This window comes from Xanthomonas protegens, assembly GCF_038442435.1.
Classification (GTDB): domain Bacteria; phylum Pseudomonadota; class Gammaproteobacteria; order Xanthomonadales; family Xanthomonadaceae; genus Xanthomonas_A; species Xanthomonas_A sontii.
The window spans coordinates 25,853-40,814 of record NZ_JAQJCQ010000010.1 but is presented as its reverse complement, the minus strand read 5'-3'; the positions used below and the strand labels follow the sequence as shown (position 1 = coordinate 40,814).

Sequence of the window (14,962 nt, the reverse complement as noted above, 5' to 3'; positions counted from 1 at the left end):
CCCACTCCATGTCAGCTTCCTCTCCTGTCGATCGCTGGATCGTCCTCAAGTTCGGCGGCACTTCGGTGTCGCGTCGTCATCGCTGGGACACGATTGGGACGCTGGCGAAAAAACGCGCGGAGGAGACCGGCGCGCGGGTGCTGGTGGTGGTGTCGGCCTTGTCCGGGGTCACCAACGAACTGACCGCGATCGCCGACGGCAGCGCCGACAGCGCGCAACGCGTGGCCGCGCTGGAGCAGCGCCACCGCGAGTTCCTGGCCGAACTGGAGCTGGATGCCGAGGCGGTGCTGGGCGAACGCCTGGCGGCGTTGCGCGGCCTGCTCGCCGATCCGCGCGCCGCCGAGCGCACCCTGGACTGGCAGGCCGAGGTGCTGGGGCAGGGCGAACTGTTGTCCTCGACCCTGGGCGCGGCCTACCTGCGCGCCAACGGCCTGGACATGGGCTGGATGGACGCGCGGCAGTGGCTGGACGCGCTGCCGCCGCAGCCGAACCAGAGCGCCTGGTCGCGGCGGCTGTCGGTGTCGTGCCAGTGGCAGTCCGATCCGGCCTGGCGCGCGCGCTTCGTCGCCCAGCCCACGCGCATGCTGATCACCCAGGGTTTCATCGCACGGCACGAGGACGGCGGCACCGCCATCCTCGGCCGCGGCGGTTCGGATACCTCGGCGGCGTACTTCGGCGCGCTGCTCGGCGCCAGCCGCGTGGAGATCTGGACCGACGTGCCGGGCATGTTCAGCGCCAATCCGCGCGAGGTGCCGGATGCGCGCCTGTTGACCCGCCTGGACTACTACGAGGCGCAGGAAATCGCCACCACCGGCGCCAAAGTGCTGCACCCGCGCTCGATCAAGCCGTGCCGCGACGGCGGCGTGCCGATGGCGATCCTGGACACCGAGCGCCCGGAGCTGCCCGGCACCAGCATCGACGGCAACGCCCGCACCGTGCCCGGGGTCAAGGCGATCAGCCGCCGCAACGGCATCGTGCTGGTGTCGATGGAAGGCATCGGCATGTGGCAGCAGGTCGGCTTCCTGGCCGACGTGTTCGCGCTGTTCAAGAAGCATGGGCTGTCGGTGGACCTGATCGGTTCGGCCGAGACCAACGTCACCGTGTCGCTGGACCCGAGCGAGAACCTGGTCAACACCGACGTGCTGGCGGCGCTGTCGGCCGACCTGGCGGAGATCTGCCGGGTCAAGATCATCGTGCCGTGCGCGGCGATCACCCTGGTCGGGCGCGGCATGCGCTCGCTGCTGCACAAGCTCTCGGACGTGTGGGCCACGTTCGGCAAGGAGCGTGTGCACATGATCTCGCAGTCGTCCAACGACCTGAACCTGACCTTCGTCATCGACGAGACCGATGCCGACGGCTTGCTGCCGATCCTGCATGCCGAGCTGATCGACAGCGGCGCGATGCCGGTGGAAGAGACCGAGGTGTTCGGCCCGCGCTGGCGCGAGATCGCCGGCACGGTGCGGCCGCGGCCGGTGCCGTGGTGGCAGGGCGAGCGCGCGCATCTGCTGCGCCTGGCCGAGGCCGGCACGCCGCGCTACATCTATCACCTGCCGACCCTGCGCGAACGCGCGCGCGCGCTCAAGGCGATCGCCGCGGTGGACCAGCGCTACTACGCGATCAAGGCCAACGCGCATCCGGCGATCCTGCAGACCCTGGTCGAGGAGGGTTTCGGCCTGGAGTGCGTCTCGCACGGCGAGCTGCGCCGGGTGTTCGAGATCGTGCCGGAGCTGTCGCCGCGGCGTGTGCTGTTCACCCCCAGCTTCGCGCCCCGGGCCGAGTACGAAGCCGCGTTCGCGCTTGGCGTGACCGTGACCGTGGACAACGTCGAGGCGCTGCAGCGCTGGCCGGAGCTGTTCCGCGGCCGCAGCCTGTGGCTGCGCATCGACCTGGGCCATGGCGACGGCCACCACGAGAAGGTCAACACCGGCGGCAAGGCCTCCAAGTTCGGCCTGTCGGCGACCCGCGTCGACGAGTTCGTCGAGGCCGCGCGCGCGCTGGACATCCGCATCGTCGGCCTGCACGCGCACCTGGGCAGCGGCGTGGAGACCGCGCAGCACTGGCGGCGCATGTGCGACGAACTGGCCGGCTTCGCCCGGCGCATCGGCAGCGTCGAGGTCATCGACATCGGCGGCGGCCTGCCGATCCCGTACAGCGCCGACGACGAACCGTTCGACCTGGACACCTTCGCGCAGGGCCTGGCCGAGGCCAAGTCGGTGCATCCGGCGTTCCGCCTTGCGATCGAACCGGGCCGCTACCTGGTCGCCGAATGTGGCGTGCTGCTGGCCCGCGCCACCCAGGTGATCGAGAAGGACGGGATCCGCCGGGTCGGCCTGGATGCCGGCATGAACACGCTGATCCGCCCGGCGCTGTACGACGCCTGGCACGACGTGGCGAACCTGAGCCGGCTGGAGCAGCCGGCCGAGACCGTGTTCGACGTGGTCGGGCCGATCTGCGAGTCCAGCGACGTGTTCGGCAAGCGCCGGCGCCTGCCGGCGGGCACCGCGCCCGACGACGTGATGTTGATCGCCGATACCGGCGCCTACGGCTACAGCATGGCCAGCACCTACAACCAGCGCGAGCTGCCCCGCGAGGAGGCGATCGATGGGCACTCAGACTGAGTTCGTCGCGGGCAGCGCCGCGGCCGGCGCCGTGGCGATGGCCGCCGCCACGGCGCTGGATCAGTCCGGCACGTCGCTGCCGTGGACCGACAGCCTCAAGTGGGCCTTGCCGGCGCTGGCCGCCGCTGCCGCCGGCGCGTGGTTGGCATTGCGCTGGACGCGTCGCAGGCCCGCTGCCAGCGCCGGCGCGCTGGCCGTGCGCACCTTGCTGATGACGGCGCTGGCCTACCTGCCGGCGCTGGCGCTGTATGTGCTGGTGGCGCTGCTGGCGTCCACCGCGTCGGCGCCGACCGGACTGCCATGGCAACTGCTGCTGATGGCCTTCGTGTTCGGCTGCCTGCCGCTGCTGTGGGCCGCCTTGCCGTTTTCGATGCTCGAATTTCTTCTGTGCCGCCGCTACCTGCGGCACACCCGTGTGCTTGCAGGACGTCCATGACCGCTTTCGACAAACAGCAGATCGCCACCTTCCGCTTCGTGCGCTGCGGCTTTGATGCCGACAGCGGCGTGGCGCGCCTGGTCTATGCGTTCGACGACGGCCCGGAACTGGTGGAGACCATCACCGTGCCCGGCGCGCCGTTCGCGCTCGACCCGGCGCGCGCGCAGGCGGCACAGCGTGCCCTGCGCCTGCTGCACCTGATCGCCGGCGTCAGCTACTACAAGGCGGCGGTGCCGCCGCGCATCGTCATCGACGACTACGCCATCGATGCCGAGACCGCGGCGCTGCTGGACAGCGTGTACCTGCATGGCCTGGGCGAGTTCGCCTATCGCAACGGCCTGGATCTGCGCGGGCGCATCCGCTTTCCGGCCGCGGACGCCGAGGCGGCCGACGCCACGGCGCTGGGGCTGCGCGACCAGGCGCTGGTGGCGATCGGCGGCGGCAAGGATTCGCTTGTCAGCATCGAGGCCCTGCGCGCGGCCGGCGTGGCGCAGACGGTGACCTGGATCGGCGGCTCGCAGCTGATCCGCGCCTGCGCCGAGCGCACCGGGCTGCCGACCTTGAACATCGGCCGCACGCTGGCGCCGGAGCTGTTCGAGCTGAACCGGCAGGGCGCGTGGAACGGGCATATCCCGGTGACCGCGGTGAACTCGGCGATCCTGGTGTTCGCCGCGGTGCTGCACGACGCCGGCCAGGTGGTGTTCTCCAACGAACATTCGGCCAGCTACGGCAGCCAGATCGCCGGCACCGGCGAGGTCAACCACCAGTGGTCCAAGGGCTGGGCCTTCGAGCAGGCGTTCGGCACGCAAGTGCAGCGCTACGTGGCCGCGGACCTGCGTTACTACTCGCTGCTGCGCCCGCTGTCGGAGCTGGCGGTGGCGCGGCAGTTCGCCAAGAACGACCACTACGACGCGCATTTCTCCAGCTGCAACCGCAATTTCCACATCCTCGGCGAGCGTCCGGCGCACCGCTGGTGCGGGGTCTGCCCGAAGTGCCATTTCGTGTTCCTGGCGTTGGCGCCGTTCATGCCGAAGACGCGGCTGGTGCGGATCTTCGGCCGCAACCTGCTCGACGATGCCGGCCAGGCCGGCGGTTTCGACGCGTTGCTGGAGTTCCAGGACCACAAGCCGTTCGAGTGCGTCGGCGAAGGCCGCGAATCGCGGGCGGCGATGGCGGCGCTGGCGGCGCGTGCGGAATGGAAGGAGGACGCGCTGGTGGCGCGGTTCATTCGCGAGATCCAGCCGCAGCTCGACCCCGCCGACCTGCGCGTGGAGCCGCTGCTGGAACTGGACGCGCAACACCGCATCCCGGCCGACCTGTGGGAACGCGTGCGTGCGAATTTCGCAGCTTGAGGCGCAGCGCGTCGCGCTGTGGGGGTGGGGGCGGGAAGGCCGCGCGGCCTATGCCGCGGTGCGTGGGTGGGAATCGGGAGTCGGGAATGGCGAATCGGGACGCGGGCTGCCGCTGACGGTGTTCTGTTCGGCCGATGAAGCGGCGGAGATCGCCGCCTTGCACGATCCCAGCCTGCACGTGGAAAGCGAGGCCAGCGCCGAGCGCCTGGCCGCGTTCGATGTTGTGATCAAGTCGCCGGGGATCAGCCCGTACCGGCCCGAGGCGCAGGCCGCCGCGGCGCGCGGCACGCGTTTCGTCGGCGGTACGGCGCTGTGGTTCGCCGAACACGCTGGCGCCGACGGCGTGGTGCACGGCAGCGTCTGCGTCACCGGCACCAAGGGCAAGAGCACCACCACCGCGCTGCTGGCGCACCTGCTGCGCGCCGGCGGCCATCGCACCGGCCTGGTCGGCAACATCGGCGTGCCGCTGCTGGAAGTGCTGGCGCCGATGCCGGCGCCGCAGTACTGGGCGATCGAACTGTCGAGCTACCAGACCGGCGATGTGGCCCGCAGCGGCGCGCGGCCGCAGCTGGCGCTGGTGCTGAACCTGTTTCCCGAGCATCTGGACTGGCACGGCAGCCAGGCGCGCTACATCGCCGACAAGCTCGAACTGGTCACCCATGCGCGGCCGCGCATCGCCCTGCTCAATGCCGCCGATCCGCAACTGGCCGCCCTGCAGCTGCCCGACAGCGAGGTGCGCTGGTTCAACCGCGAGGACGGCTGGCACATGCGCGGCGAGATGGTCTACCGCGGCGACAGCGCGGTTTACGACAGCACGCAGGCACCGCTGCCGGGCCGGCACAACCGCGGCAACCTGTGCGCGGTGCTGGCGGCGATCGAGGCGCTGGGCCTGGACGCGGCGGCGCTGGCGCCGGCGGCCGATCGCTTCCGGCCGCTGCCGAACCGGCTGCAGACCCTGGGCACGCGCGACGGCGTGACCTATGTGAACGACTCGATCAGCACCACCCCGCATGCCAGCCTCGCGGCGCTGGAGTGCTTCCGCGGGCGGCGCATCGCGCTGCTGGTCGGCGGCCACGACCGCGGCCTGGACTGGCAGGACTTCGCCGATCACATTCGCGAGGGTGGCGCACCGCTGGAGATCGTCACCATGGGTGCCAACGGCCCGCGCATCCACGCGCTGCTGGCGCCGCTGGCCGCCGATGCCGGCTTCGGCCTGCATGCCGCGGCCGACCTGGCGGAGGCGGTGGCGCTGGCCCGTGCGGCGTTGGGAGAGCAGGGCGGCGTGGTGCTGCTGTCGCCCGGCGCGCCCAGCTTCGGCGCCTACCGCGATTACGTGGCGCGCGGGCGCCATTTCGCCGCGCTGGCCGGGTTCGACCCGGATGCGATCAGCGCCATTCCGGGGCTGGGCATCGCCTGAGCCCTCGGCGCGGCGTCGGCGTACGCGGTCGCTGATGTCGCTGTCGTCATGGGGGCTGCGGAAAGAGCACGCCCGGAAGCATTCGCCGGGCCGCCATGCGGCGGCGCTGTGCGCCTTGTCCCATCGCCATCGCCGGCCGCCGTCGCCCTCACCTCGACGTGCATGGCACGCTCTAGACTGCCGCCTGGTTCCCACGGGAGAAGGACGATGCACACACGATCGATGCTGCGGTGGACCGGTCTGCTCGGGCTGGCCTTGGCACTGCCGCTGCAGGCCTGGGCGGCGATGCAGGCCAAGCCGGTGGAGTGGAGGGTCGGCAAGGACACCTTCAGCGGCGTGCTGGTCTACGACGATGCCGAGCACGACACGCGCCCCGGCCTGGTGATGGTGCCGAACTGGCGCGGCGTCAACGACTCCGCGGTGGAGAAGGCCAAGCGCCTGGCCGGCGACGACTACGTGGTGCTGGTGGCCGACGTCTACGGCAAGGGCAAGCGACCGGCCAACGATGCCGAGGCCGGGCAGTTCGCCGGCGCCTTGAAGAAGGATTCGGCCACGCTGCGCGCGCGGGCGTTGGCGGCGGTGGCGGCGCTGAAGGCGCAGGCCGGCAAGGCGCCGCTGGATTCGGCCCGGATCGGCGCGGTGGGCTTCTGCTTCGGCGGCACCACGGTGCTGGAACTGGTCCGCGCCGGTGCGCCGCTGGCCGGCGTGGTCAGTCTGCATGGTGGCCTGGCCACCGCGGCGCCGGCGGCCGCAGGCAGTGCCAAGGCACCGGTGCTGGTGCTCAATGGCGCCGACGACAAGAGCGTGAGCCGCGAGGATATCGTCGCTTTCGAGCAGGAGATGAACGGCGCTGGCGCCGACTGGCAGTTCGTCAACTTCAGCGGTGCCGTGCATTGCTTCGCCGAAGCCGACGCCAACAGCCCGCCGGGCTGCCAGTACAACCCGCGTGCCGCCAAGCGCGCCTACCGGATGCTCGAGGACTTCTTCGAGGAGCGCTTCGGACGGGAGTAGGGCGGTGCCTCCGGGATTCGGGAGGTGCCTCGCGCTGCGCGCTTGGCGGGATTGGGGATTGGTAAAAGCGGATCGTCGGCGCCGCCTAACTGACCGGTTGGTGTGGCGAGCCCGCGGCGCTTCAGGCGTCAGCCAAGCCGCCGTTGCGAATCCCTAATCCCGACTCCCCAATCCCAATCCGGCGCGCGCAGCGCGCCGGATCAATGCTTCCGCGACACCGCGTAGCGGGCCAGGCCGCGCAGGGCGGCCACGGCCTCGTTCTCCGGCAGGCCGTCCAGGGCGCGTTCGGCGGCGGCGGCGTAGTCGGCGGCGCGGCGGCGGCTGTAGTCGATGCCGCCGCTGGCTTCGATCGCGGCCAGCACCTCGGGCATCGCGCTGGCGTCGCCCTGTTCGACGATCTGACGCAGGCGCGCGCGGGTGGCGGCGTCGGCATGTGCCATCGCGTGGATCAGCGGCAGCGTGGCCTTGCCCTCGGCCAGGTCGTCGCCCAGGTTCTTGCCCAGGTCGGCGGCGTCGGCGGTGTAGTCGAGCACGTCGTCGGCGATCTGGAACGCATAGCCCAGCTGCATGCCGTAGTCGTACAGGCGCTCCTGCACCGCCTCGCTGGCACCGGAGGCCAGCGCGCCAAGCCGGGTGCCGGCGGCGAACAGCACCGCGGTCTTGCGCTCGATCACGCGCAGGTAGGCGGCTTCGTCGGTGTCCGGGTTGTGCACGTGCAGCAGCTGCAGCACTTCGCCCTCGGCGATGCGGTTGGTGGTGTCGGCGAGCAGGCGCATCACCGCCATGCTGTCCAGCTCCACCATCAGCTGGAAGCTGCGTGAATACAGGAAGTCGCCGACCAACACGCTGGGCGCGTTGCCCCACAGCGCGTTGGCGGTGCTGCGGCCGCGGCGCAGGTCCGACTCGTCGACCACGTCGTCGTGCAGCAGGGTCGAGGTGTGGATGAATTCGATGATCGCCGCCAACTGGTGCTGCATCGGCCCGCCGGCGCCGCAGGCGCGGCCGGCCAGCACCACCAGCATCGGTCGCAGGCGCTTGCCGCCGGCGGAGACGATGTGGTCGGCGATCTGGTTGATCAGCACGACGTCCGAGGCCAGGCGGCGGCGGATCAGGGCGTCCACCTCGGCCATGTCCGGCGCGGCGAGCATCTGGATCTGGGGCAGGCCCAGGGCGGAGCTGGGGGATTCGGCGATGCTCATGCGGACAGGACTGGAAACGTGCGCAAAGTATAGGCTGCGCGGCCACATCCGTCCCGCTGTGGGCCTGGGCAGGGGGCGGAGAGCTTGCCGTGCTTGGGTTTGCAGCGCCCGGCGAGAGGCGTGCCGGCAGGATTCCGACAGCCCAATGCGGCGTTTTCCGGGGTGCCCGCGGGCGCCTGGCGCAGGCCGGCCCAGCCCGGCGATGTTAGGATTGCTCCCCGAAATCTTCTTTACCGCTCTGCGTGCCCCCTGGCCGCGGAGACCCCAGACGGAAGCAGCTCATGGCCCGCGGCATCAACAAAGTCATCCTCGTCGGCAACCTCGGCAACGATCCCGACACCAAGTACACCCAGGCCGGCATGGCCATCACCCGGATCAGCCTGGCCACCACCAGCGTGCGCAAGGACCGCGACGGCAACCAGCAGGAACGCACCGAGTGGCATCGCGTGGTGTTTTTCGGAAAGCTCGGTGAGATCGCCGGCGAGTACCTGCGCAAGGGCAGCTCGGTCTACGTCGAAGGCTCGATCCGCTACGACAAGTACACCGGCCAGGACGGCGTGGAGAAGTACTCCACCGACATCGTCGCCGACGAGATGCAGATGCTCGGCGGCCGCGGCGAGGGCGGTGGCGGCGGCATGGGCGGCGGTGACCGTCCGCAGCGCTCGGCGCCGCCGCGCCAGGAGCGCTCCGGCATGGGCGGTGGCGGCGGTGGCGGCGGGCAGGATTACGCGCCGCGTCGCCAGCAGCCGGCGCCGCAGCAGTCCGCACCGATGGACGACTTCGCGGACGACGACATCCCGTTCTGATTTTTCGTCGTTCCTGCGATGCAAATGAACCCCGGTAAGCCATTGTGCTTGCCGGGGTTTTCTGTTTTTGCGAGGCGTTTCCCTTTCAGCGCGAGTTTGTCCGGTCCTTCAACGCAGACGACGCGAAAACCAGATGGTGTCGGTCGAGCGGGTGATCATCGGCATCGTCCTTCTCGAAACTTGGGGAATTGGGCCGAAGCGTGCGTGCCAGCGGCGGGTGCCTCGCGGTTCTCGCCTTCGCTGAACTGGATTGATTGCCAAGCGTGACTTTGCGCGCAGCCGCCACACCAACACCTTGGCGTGGCTGTTCGTGCCGAGTCCATGCGGTCGTGTCGCTTACGGATGGCCGGCTCGACCGGATCGGATCCGATCCGATCAAGCATCGTAGGAGCGGCTTCAGCCGCGACAGGCTTTCACAGGAAAGCCGTCGCGGCTGAAGCCGCTCCTACAAAAGGCGCATCGGCGCCGCTTGCCGCGACAGCACGATCCGCGCCCCGTGAATGCGCGTGTCAGCATGGCGGAGACGCCCTGAACGCCCAGCCGAAACCGCCATCCCGGCTACCTGCAGGCAGGTTGATGTCCTAGTCCAAGGAGACGTCGCGGTTTCACCGGCTTCTCGCCATGCGTCGCCTGCGTCGCCATGGCCACGGCGATGCCGGCCTGTTTTTTGCTGTCCACCCGCGCGTCTCCCTCCGGGCACAGCCCGACATTCCGTCACCGTCATGCGGCGATCGATGCGACAGGCGTTGTGCCCTGCAGCATGGGTTTTCTTGCACTGCGTCTTGCAAAAGCGCGATTCACTCCTCTATGGTTCAATCGATTGAATCGCGGCGAATCGTCAGCGTTTGAGACCGGTTGGGAGGCCGGAAAGTGGATGTCTATCCATTCGATCGGACCGGCGCCGGCCTCGGGCTTCACGAGGCGCGACGCGCTGCGCATGGCGGTCGCTGGGAGCCTTGGCCTTGGTGCGATGGGCATGTTGCCAGCGCTTGCGGCGGCCACGCCGCTCAAGGGCAACCTGAAGCAGTCCGTCGCCCGCTGGACGTTTCCGCAGCTGTCGACCGCCCAGCTTTGCCAGGTGGTGAAGGGCCTCGGGTTTGCCGCCATCGATCTGGTAGGGCCGGCGGATTGGCCCACGCTGAAGGCGCATGGGGTGTACAGCGCGATGTGCAACGGCGCGGAACTCGGCCTGGACAAGGGCTTCGCCGGTAGCCAGTTCCACGATGCGCTGGTCGAGCGCTACACGCGGCACATCGACTTGGTGGCCGATGCCGGCTATCGCAACCTCATCTGTTTTTCCGGCAATCGGAATGGCATGGATCCCCAGGAGGGCATGGCCCACGCCGAAGTCGGGCTCAAGCGCATCCTCGGCCATGCCGAGAAGCGCGGTGTCGTGCTGGTGATGGAGTTGCTGAACTCCAAGGTCGATCACCCCGACTACCTGTGCGACCACTCCGCCTGGGGCGTGGAGTTGTGCCGGCGGATCGGCTCGGACCATTTCGGCCTGCTGTACGACATCTACCACATGCAGATCATGGAGGGCGACATCATCGCCACCATCGGCAAGCATCACGCGTGCTTCAAGCACTACCACACCGCCGGCGTCCCGGGCCGGCACGAGATCGGGGACGATCAGGAGCTCCACTATCCCGCCATCTGTCGCGCGATCCGCGATACCGGTTTCGATGGCTATCTGGCGCAGGAATTCGTTCCAACCGCGCCGGATCCCGTCGGCTCGCTGCGCGAGGCGATCCGCCTCTGCGACGTCTGAAACGCTATCCACCGAGGTGAAGTAGAACCCATGGCAGACAATCATTACGACGCCATCGTCGTTGGCTCGGGCATCAGTGGCGGTTGGGCGGCGAAGGAGCTGACCGAGAAGGGACTCAAGGTGCTGATGCTGGAACGCGGACGCAACATCGAGCACGTCAAGGACTACGTCAACGCGATGAAGGAGGCGTGGGATTTCCCGCACCGCAACCGCCCGACCCAGGCGATGAAGGCCGATTACCCGGTGCTGATGCGCGACTACGCCCTGGTCGAGAACCTGCAGGGGATGTGGGCCAACGAAAAGGAATCGCCCTACACCGAGATCAAGCGATTCGACTGGTTCCGCGGCTATCACGTGGGCGGCCGCTCGTTGATGTGGGGACGGCAGAGCTATCGCCTGTCGGACCTGGATTTCGAGGCGAACCTGAAGGACGGCATCGCCACCGATTGGCCGATCCGTTACGCCGACCTCGCGCCCTGGTACGACCACGTGGAGAAGTTCGCCGGCATCGCCGGCACGCGCGAGGGACTGGACGTGTTGCCGGACGGCGAGTTCCTGCCGCCGATCCCGTTGAACATCGTCGAGAAGGACGTCGCCGCGCGGATCAAGAAGGCCTTCGGCGGCACCCGGCACCTGATCCACTCGCGCACCGCGAACATCACCCAGCCCAAGGTCGAGCAGGGCCGCGTCAACTGCCAGTATCGCAACAAGTGCATCCTGGGCTGTCCCTTCGGCGCCTACTTCTCGACCCAGGCGGCCACGCTGCCGGCGGCGATGAAGACGGGCAACCTGACCTTGCGGCCTTTCTCGATCGTCAAGGAGGTGCTCTACGACAAGGACCGCAAGCGTGCGCGCGGCGTGGAGATCATCGACGCCGAGAGCGGACAGACCTACCAGTACACGGCCAATGTCATCTTCCTCAACGCGTCCTCGTTCAATTCGACCTGGCTGCTGATGAACTCGGCCACCGATGTCTGGGACGGCGGGCTGGGGTCGTCGTCCGGCGAGCTCGGGCACAACGTGATGGACCATCATTTCGGCGCCGGTGCCTCCGGCCGGGTCGAGGGCTACGAGGACAAGTACTACTTCGGCCGCCGTCCCTGCGGCTTCTACATCCCCCGGTTCCGCAATGTCGCCATGGACAAGCGCGGCTACCTGCGCGGCTTCGGCTACCAGGGTGGTGCGAGCCGCACCGGCTGGTCGCGCGAGATCGCCGAGCTGAACATCGGTGCCGACCTGAAGGAGGCGCTGACCGTGCCGGGCGACTGGCGCATCGGCATGACCGGATTCGGCGAAATGCTGCCGCACCACGACAACACGATTCGCCTGGACCCGCAGCGCAAGGACAAATGGGGGCTGCCGGTGTTGGCGATGGACGTGGCCATGCGCGAGAACGAAAAGGCCATGCGCAAGGACATGGCCGCCGATGCCGCCGAGATGCTGGAGGCGGCCGGGGTCAAGGACGTGAAGATGCACGATGGCGACTACGCGCCGGGCAAGGGCATCCACGAGATGGGCACCGCGCGCATGGGCCGGGACCGCAAGAACTCCGTGCTGAACCAGTACAACCAGGTGTGGGACGCGCCGAACGTCTACGTGACCGACGGCGCCTGCATGACCTCCAGCGGCTGCGTGAATCCTTCGCTGACCTACATGGCGCTGACCGCACGTGCCGCCGATCATGCCGTGCGCGAACTGAAAGCGGGGAACCTGTAATGGAACGTCGCGAACTGCTGAAGATGATCTTCGCCGCCACGGGCGCGGCGATGGTCGGCCTGCCCGCGCTCGCCCCGGCACAGGCGTCGGCCACGGGAACGAAGGTGCTGTTCTCCGCCGTCGAGATCGGCACGCTGGACGAGATCGCCGAGACCATCCTGCCGCGGACCAAGACGCCGGGGGCGAAGGACGCCGGTGCCGGCGCGTTCATGGCGAAATTCGTCACCGACTGCTACACCCCGCGGCAGCAGGCGGCGTTCCGCGCCGGCCTGGTCGAGATCGACAAACGTGCCGGCGGTCGATTCGTGTCGCTCGCCCCGCAGGCGCGTGCCGAACTGCTGCGCGCCCTGGATGCGGAGGCCAGGGCGCAGGCCATCGACGTGACCGACACCGGCACCGCCGACGCGGCGGACGCGATGCCGCATCCCTTCACCATGATCAAGCAACTGACCATCTTCGGCTTCTTCACCTCCGAGGTCGGCGCGACCGAAGTGCTGCGCTACGTCGCCGTGCCGGGCCGCTATGAAGACATCACCTACGTTCCCGGCACGCCCGCCTGGGCCACCGGCTGATGGAGCGCCACGCTTCGCCCTTCCTCCTTCTCCTGGAAACACGATGACCAGATCCCTGCTGATGGCGGCCTGCCTGCTGGCCGTGGCGCCTGCGGTCGCGCAGGCCGACGGCGACCCCGCACGCGATCCTGCCAAGACCGAAGTGTGGAAGCCCGTGCCCGCGACCGTAGCCACGCCCCCGGGCGGCGCGCCCTCCGACGCGATCGTGCTGTTCGATGGCAAGGATCTGTCGGCCTGGGAGTCGGAGCAGGGCGGACGCGTGCCCTGGAGCGTCGCCGACGGCGCGCTGACCGTGGTGCCGGGCAGCAGGGGCATTCGCACCAAGCAGCGCTTCTGCGACATCCAGTTGCACGTCGAGTGGCGCACGCCCACCGCGACCCGTGGCTTCGACGGCCAGCAGCGGGGGAACAGCGGCATCTTCCTGCAGGAGCTGTATGAGTTGCAGGTGCTCGACAGCTACAACAACCCGACCTATGCCAACGGCCAGGCCGGTGCGATCTACAAGCAGGCCATTCCGCTGGTGAATGCCTCGCGTGCGCCGGGCCAGTGGCAGGTGTACGACATCATCTGGACGGCGCCGCGTTTCTCGGAGGGCGGCGGACTCACGTCACCCGCCCGCATCACTGTCCTGCACAACGGTGTCCTGGTGCAGAACGACACCGTGCTGTCGGGCAAGACCGAATACATCGGCGCGCCGTCGTACGCGCCGCATGCATGCGCGCCGATCTTCCTGCAGGAGCACGATTCCAAGGTCAGCTACCGCAACATCTGGGTGCGCGAGCTGTAGGGTCGGCGCGCAGTCGGCGCCGATCGCCTGGGGCGTGTCGGCGATCCCGGTATGCCGCGCCCAACGCGGCATACCGGGAATGGAGGGCGGGCCCTACTGCGCCAGGAAGCTGGCGAGGTCGTCGACGTCCTGTTGCGACAGCTGCGAGAACGGCGGCATCAGCCCGCCACCCTTGCGGATCTTCTCCTTGATCTGCGCCGGCTGCAGGCGCTTGCCCACGTCGGTCAGTGCGGGGAAGGTGGGCGGGACGCCCGCGCGCGTCGGGCCGTGGCAGGCAATGCAGTGGTTCGCGTAGAGCTGCGCGCCGGCCGCCGGGTCGTCCTTGGCCCAGGCCTTTGGCGCAAGCGTCGCCCCCAGCAGCACCACGGCCATCGTCGTGATCGTTTTCAAGCGGAACTCCTTTGCGTGCTAGCGCTGTGTGCTGGCGGGCAGGTGTTCACGCAGGTACTCCGCCCCGGTCCGGACGACGCTGGCCGGATCGCGCGGCTGGTCGTGCTCGATGATGTACCACTGCACGCCGCTCGCGGCCGCGGCAGGCAGGATCGCGTTCCAGTTCAGCACGCCCCGGCCGACCGCGGCGAAGCCGCCTTCGTCTTCGGCCTGGCCCTTCGGTGCATTGTCCTTGGCGTGGACCGCGAACATGCGGCCCTTGAACTTGCCCAGCATCGCCGCCGGGTCGTAGCCCGCGCGTGCGACCCAGGCCAAGTCCAGTTCGGTCTTGAGATCGGGACCGGCCGCGGCGAACAGCAGTTCCAGGCCGGTCTTGCCATCGAAGTCGACCAGCTCGAAGTCGTGGTTGTGGTACGCCAGGCGCATGCCCTTGGCGCGTGCCCGCGTCGCGAGCTGGCCCAGCTCCTTGCCCAGTGCGGTCCAGCCTGCGGCATCGGTGGGCCGCTCCTTCTGGTCCAGGTAAGGCACTACCAGCGTCGTGTTGCCGATCGACCGATTGAAGGCCACCGCGCCGTCCAGGTCCTTGCGCAGGTCGGCCAGCTGCACGTGCGAGGAGATCGCCTTGATCGCGTACTTGTCCAGCAACTGCTTGAGTTCCACCGCGCTGACGTTCTGCGTCCCGACCGTTTCCACCGCACCCACGCCGGCGTCATGGACGATCTTCAACTGTTGGTCGAGCGTGCCGGCGTTGCGCAGCGTGTACATCTGCACGGCGATGGGGGCCTGCGCGCCGGTGGTGTCGTGTGCGAAGGCGGGCAGGGCCGCGAGGAGCAGCAGTGCGAGGGTTGCGGTTCTGCGTGTCGCTGTGTTCATCAGGAAGTCCTCCC

Annotated in this window: 13 protein-coding genes; 10 read left to right on the top strand and 3 right to left on the bottom strand. The window is 68.9% G+C overall.

Translation table 11 applies throughout. From position 1 onward, the window contains the following. Positions 1-8: 8 nt before the first annotated feature. The 5 genes from PIQ37_RS12565 to PIQ37_RS12545 all read left to right on the top strand — a co-directional run bounded on the left by PIQ37_RS12565 (position 9) and on the right by PIQ37_RS12545 (position 6,834). Positions 9-2,618 carry a bifunctional aspartate kinase/diaminopimelate decarboxylase gene (locus tag PIQ37_RS12565; protein WP_342073737.1) on the top strand — a complete coding sequence of 870 codons (2,610 nt, stop codon included), beginning with the start codon at positions 9-11 and terminating at the stop codon, positions 2,616-2,618. After that, complete coding sequence (locus tag PIQ37_RS12560) at positions 2,602-3,054, top strand: hypothetical protein (RefSeq protein ID WP_342073736.1); 453 nt, start codon at positions 2,602-2,604, stop codon at positions 3,052-3,054. The genes PIQ37_RS12565 and PIQ37_RS12560 overlap by 17 nt, the downstream gene beginning before the upstream one ends. Beyond that, positions 3,051-4,406: a UDP-N-acetyl-alpha-D-muramoyl-L-alanyl-L-glutamate epimerase gene (gene murL, locus PIQ37_RS12555; RefSeq protein ID WP_342073735.1), complete on the top strand. Its 1,356-nt coding sequence runs from the start codon at positions 3,051-3,053 to the stop codon at positions 4,404-4,406. The genes PIQ37_RS12560 and murL overlap by 4 nt, the downstream gene beginning before the upstream one ends. Beyond that, positions 4,387-5,823 carry a UDP-N-acetylmuramoyl-L-alanine--D-glutamate ligase gene (gene murD / locus PIQ37_RS12550; protein WP_342073734.1) on the top strand — a complete coding sequence of 479 codons (1,437 nt, stop codon included), beginning with the start codon at positions 4,387-4,389 and terminating at the stop codon, positions 5,821-5,823. Before murL ends, murD begins: the two co-directional genes overlap by 20 nt. A 222-nt stretch (positions 5,824-6,045) precedes the next feature. Beyond that, positions 6,046-6,834: a dienelactone hydrolase family protein gene (locus PIQ37_RS12545; RefSeq protein ID WP_407136655.1), complete on the top strand. Its 789-nt coding sequence runs from the start codon at positions 6,046-6,048 to the stop codon at positions 6,832-6,834. Between the two features lie 200 nt (positions 6,835-7,034). On the opposite strand, the gene PIQ37_RS12540 is transcribed toward PIQ37_RS12545, so the two are convergent. Beyond that, positions 7,035-8,033, bottom strand: coding sequence for a polyprenyl synthetase family protein (locus tag PIQ37_RS12540; RefSeq protein ID WP_342073732.1), 999 nt, complete (start codon positions 8,031-8,033; stop codon positions 7,035-7,037). A 281-nt stretch (positions 8,034-8,314) separates the two neighbouring features. Here PIQ37_RS12540 and PIQ37_RS12535 point away from each other — a divergent pair, with 281 nt between their 5' ends. From PIQ37_RS12535 to PIQ37_RS12515, 5 genes are all read left to right on the top strand, one after another. Then, complete coding sequence (locus PIQ37_RS12535; protein ID WP_010341990.1) at positions 8,315-8,839, top strand: single-stranded DNA-binding protein; 525 nt, start codon at positions 8,315-8,317, stop codon at positions 8,837-8,839. 874 nt (positions 8,840-9,713) lie between these two features. Continuing rightward, positions 9,714-10,610 carry a hydroxypyruvate isomerase family protein gene (locus PIQ37_RS12530; RefSeq protein WP_342073731.1) on the top strand — a complete coding sequence of 299 codons (897 nt, stop codon included), beginning with the start codon at positions 9,714-9,716 and terminating at the stop codon, positions 10,608-10,610. Between the two features lie 30 nt (positions 10,611-10,640). Further along, positions 10,641-12,326, top strand: coding sequence for a GMC oxidoreductase (locus PIQ37_RS12525; RefSeq protein ID WP_295918772.1), 1,686 nt, complete (start codon positions 10,641-10,643; stop codon positions 12,324-12,326). Continuing rightward, positions 12,326-12,898, top strand: a complete 573-nt coding sequence (locus tag PIQ37_RS12520; protein ID WP_342073730.1) for a gluconate 2-dehydrogenase subunit 3 family protein — start codon at positions 12,326-12,328, stop codon at positions 12,896-12,898. Before PIQ37_RS12525 ends, PIQ37_RS12520 begins: the two co-directional genes overlap by 1 nt. A gap of 43 nt (positions 12,899-12,941) precedes the next feature. Beyond that, on the top strand, positions 12,942-13,685 hold the full coding sequence (locus tag PIQ37_RS12515) for a 3-keto-disaccharide hydrolase (protein WP_342073729.1): 744 nt from the start codon (positions 12,942-12,944) through the stop codon (positions 13,683-13,685). A 93-nt stretch (positions 13,686-13,778) separates the two neighbouring features. Here PIQ37_RS12515 and PIQ37_RS12510 read toward each other — a convergent pair whose 3' ends face one another. Then, positions 13,779-14,057: a c-type cytochrome gene (locus PIQ37_RS12510; protein ID WP_407136657.1), complete on the bottom strand. Its 279-nt coding sequence runs from the start codon at positions 14,055-14,057 to the stop codon at positions 13,779-13,781. A 36-nt stretch (positions 14,058-14,093) separates the two neighbouring features. Next, complete coding sequence (locus tag PIQ37_RS12505; protein ID WP_342073727.1) at positions 14,094-14,948, bottom strand: sugar phosphate isomerase/epimerase family protein; 855 nt, start codon at positions 14,946-14,948, stop codon at positions 14,094-14,096. Positions 14,949-14,962: the final 14 nt, after the last annotated feature.

Excerpts from the sequence above, each read along its gene's own strand:
- PIQ37_RS12540 (WP_342073732.1), bottom strand. The coding sequence starts at position 8,033 with ATGAGCATCGCCGAATCCCCCAGCTCCGCCCTGGGCCTGCCCCAGATC.
- PIQ37_RS12520 (WP_342073730.1), top strand. The coding sequence starts at position 12,326 with ATGGAACGTCGCGAACTGCTGAAGATGATCTTCGCCGCCACGGGCGCG.
- PIQ37_RS12565 (WP_342073737.1), top strand. The coding sequence starts at position 9 with ATGTCAGCTTCCTCTCCTGTCGATCGCTGGATCGTCCTCAAGTTCGGC.
- murL (WP_342073735.1), top strand. The coding sequence starts at position 3,051 with ATGACCGCTTTCGACAAACAGCAGATCGCCACCTTCCGCTTCGTGCGC.
- PIQ37_RS12510 (WP_407136657.1), bottom strand. The coding sequence starts at position 14,057 with ATGGCCGTGGTGCTGCTGGGGGCGACGCTTGCGCCAAAGGCCTGGGCC.
- PIQ37_RS12530 (WP_342073731.1), top strand. The coding sequence starts at position 9,714 with ATGTCTATCCATTCGATCGGACCGGCGCCGGCCTCGGGCTTCACGAGG.
- PIQ37_RS12560 (WP_342073736.1), top strand. The coding sequence starts at position 2,602 with ATGGGCACTCAGACTGAGTTCGTCGCGGGCAGCGCCGCGGCCGGCGCC.
- PIQ37_RS12515 (WP_342073729.1), top strand. The coding sequence starts at position 12,942 with ATGACCAGATCCCTGCTGATGGCGGCCTGCCTGCTGGCCGTGGCGCCT.
- PIQ37_RS12545 (WP_407136655.1), top strand. The coding sequence starts at position 6,046 with ATGCTGCGGTGGACCGGTCTGCTCGGGCTGGCCTTGGCACTGCCGCTG.
- PIQ37_RS12505 (WP_342073727.1), bottom strand. The coding sequence starts at position 14,948 with ATGAACACAGCGACACGCAGAACCGCAACCCTCGCACTGCTGCTCCTC.
- PIQ37_RS12525 (WP_295918772.1), top strand. The coding sequence starts at position 10,641 with ATGGCAGACAATCATTACGACGCCATCGTCGTTGGCTCGGGCATCAGT.
- PIQ37_RS12535 (WP_010341990.1), top strand. The coding sequence starts at position 8,315 with ATGGCCCGCGGCATCAACAAAGTCATCCTCGTCGGCAACCTCGGCAAC.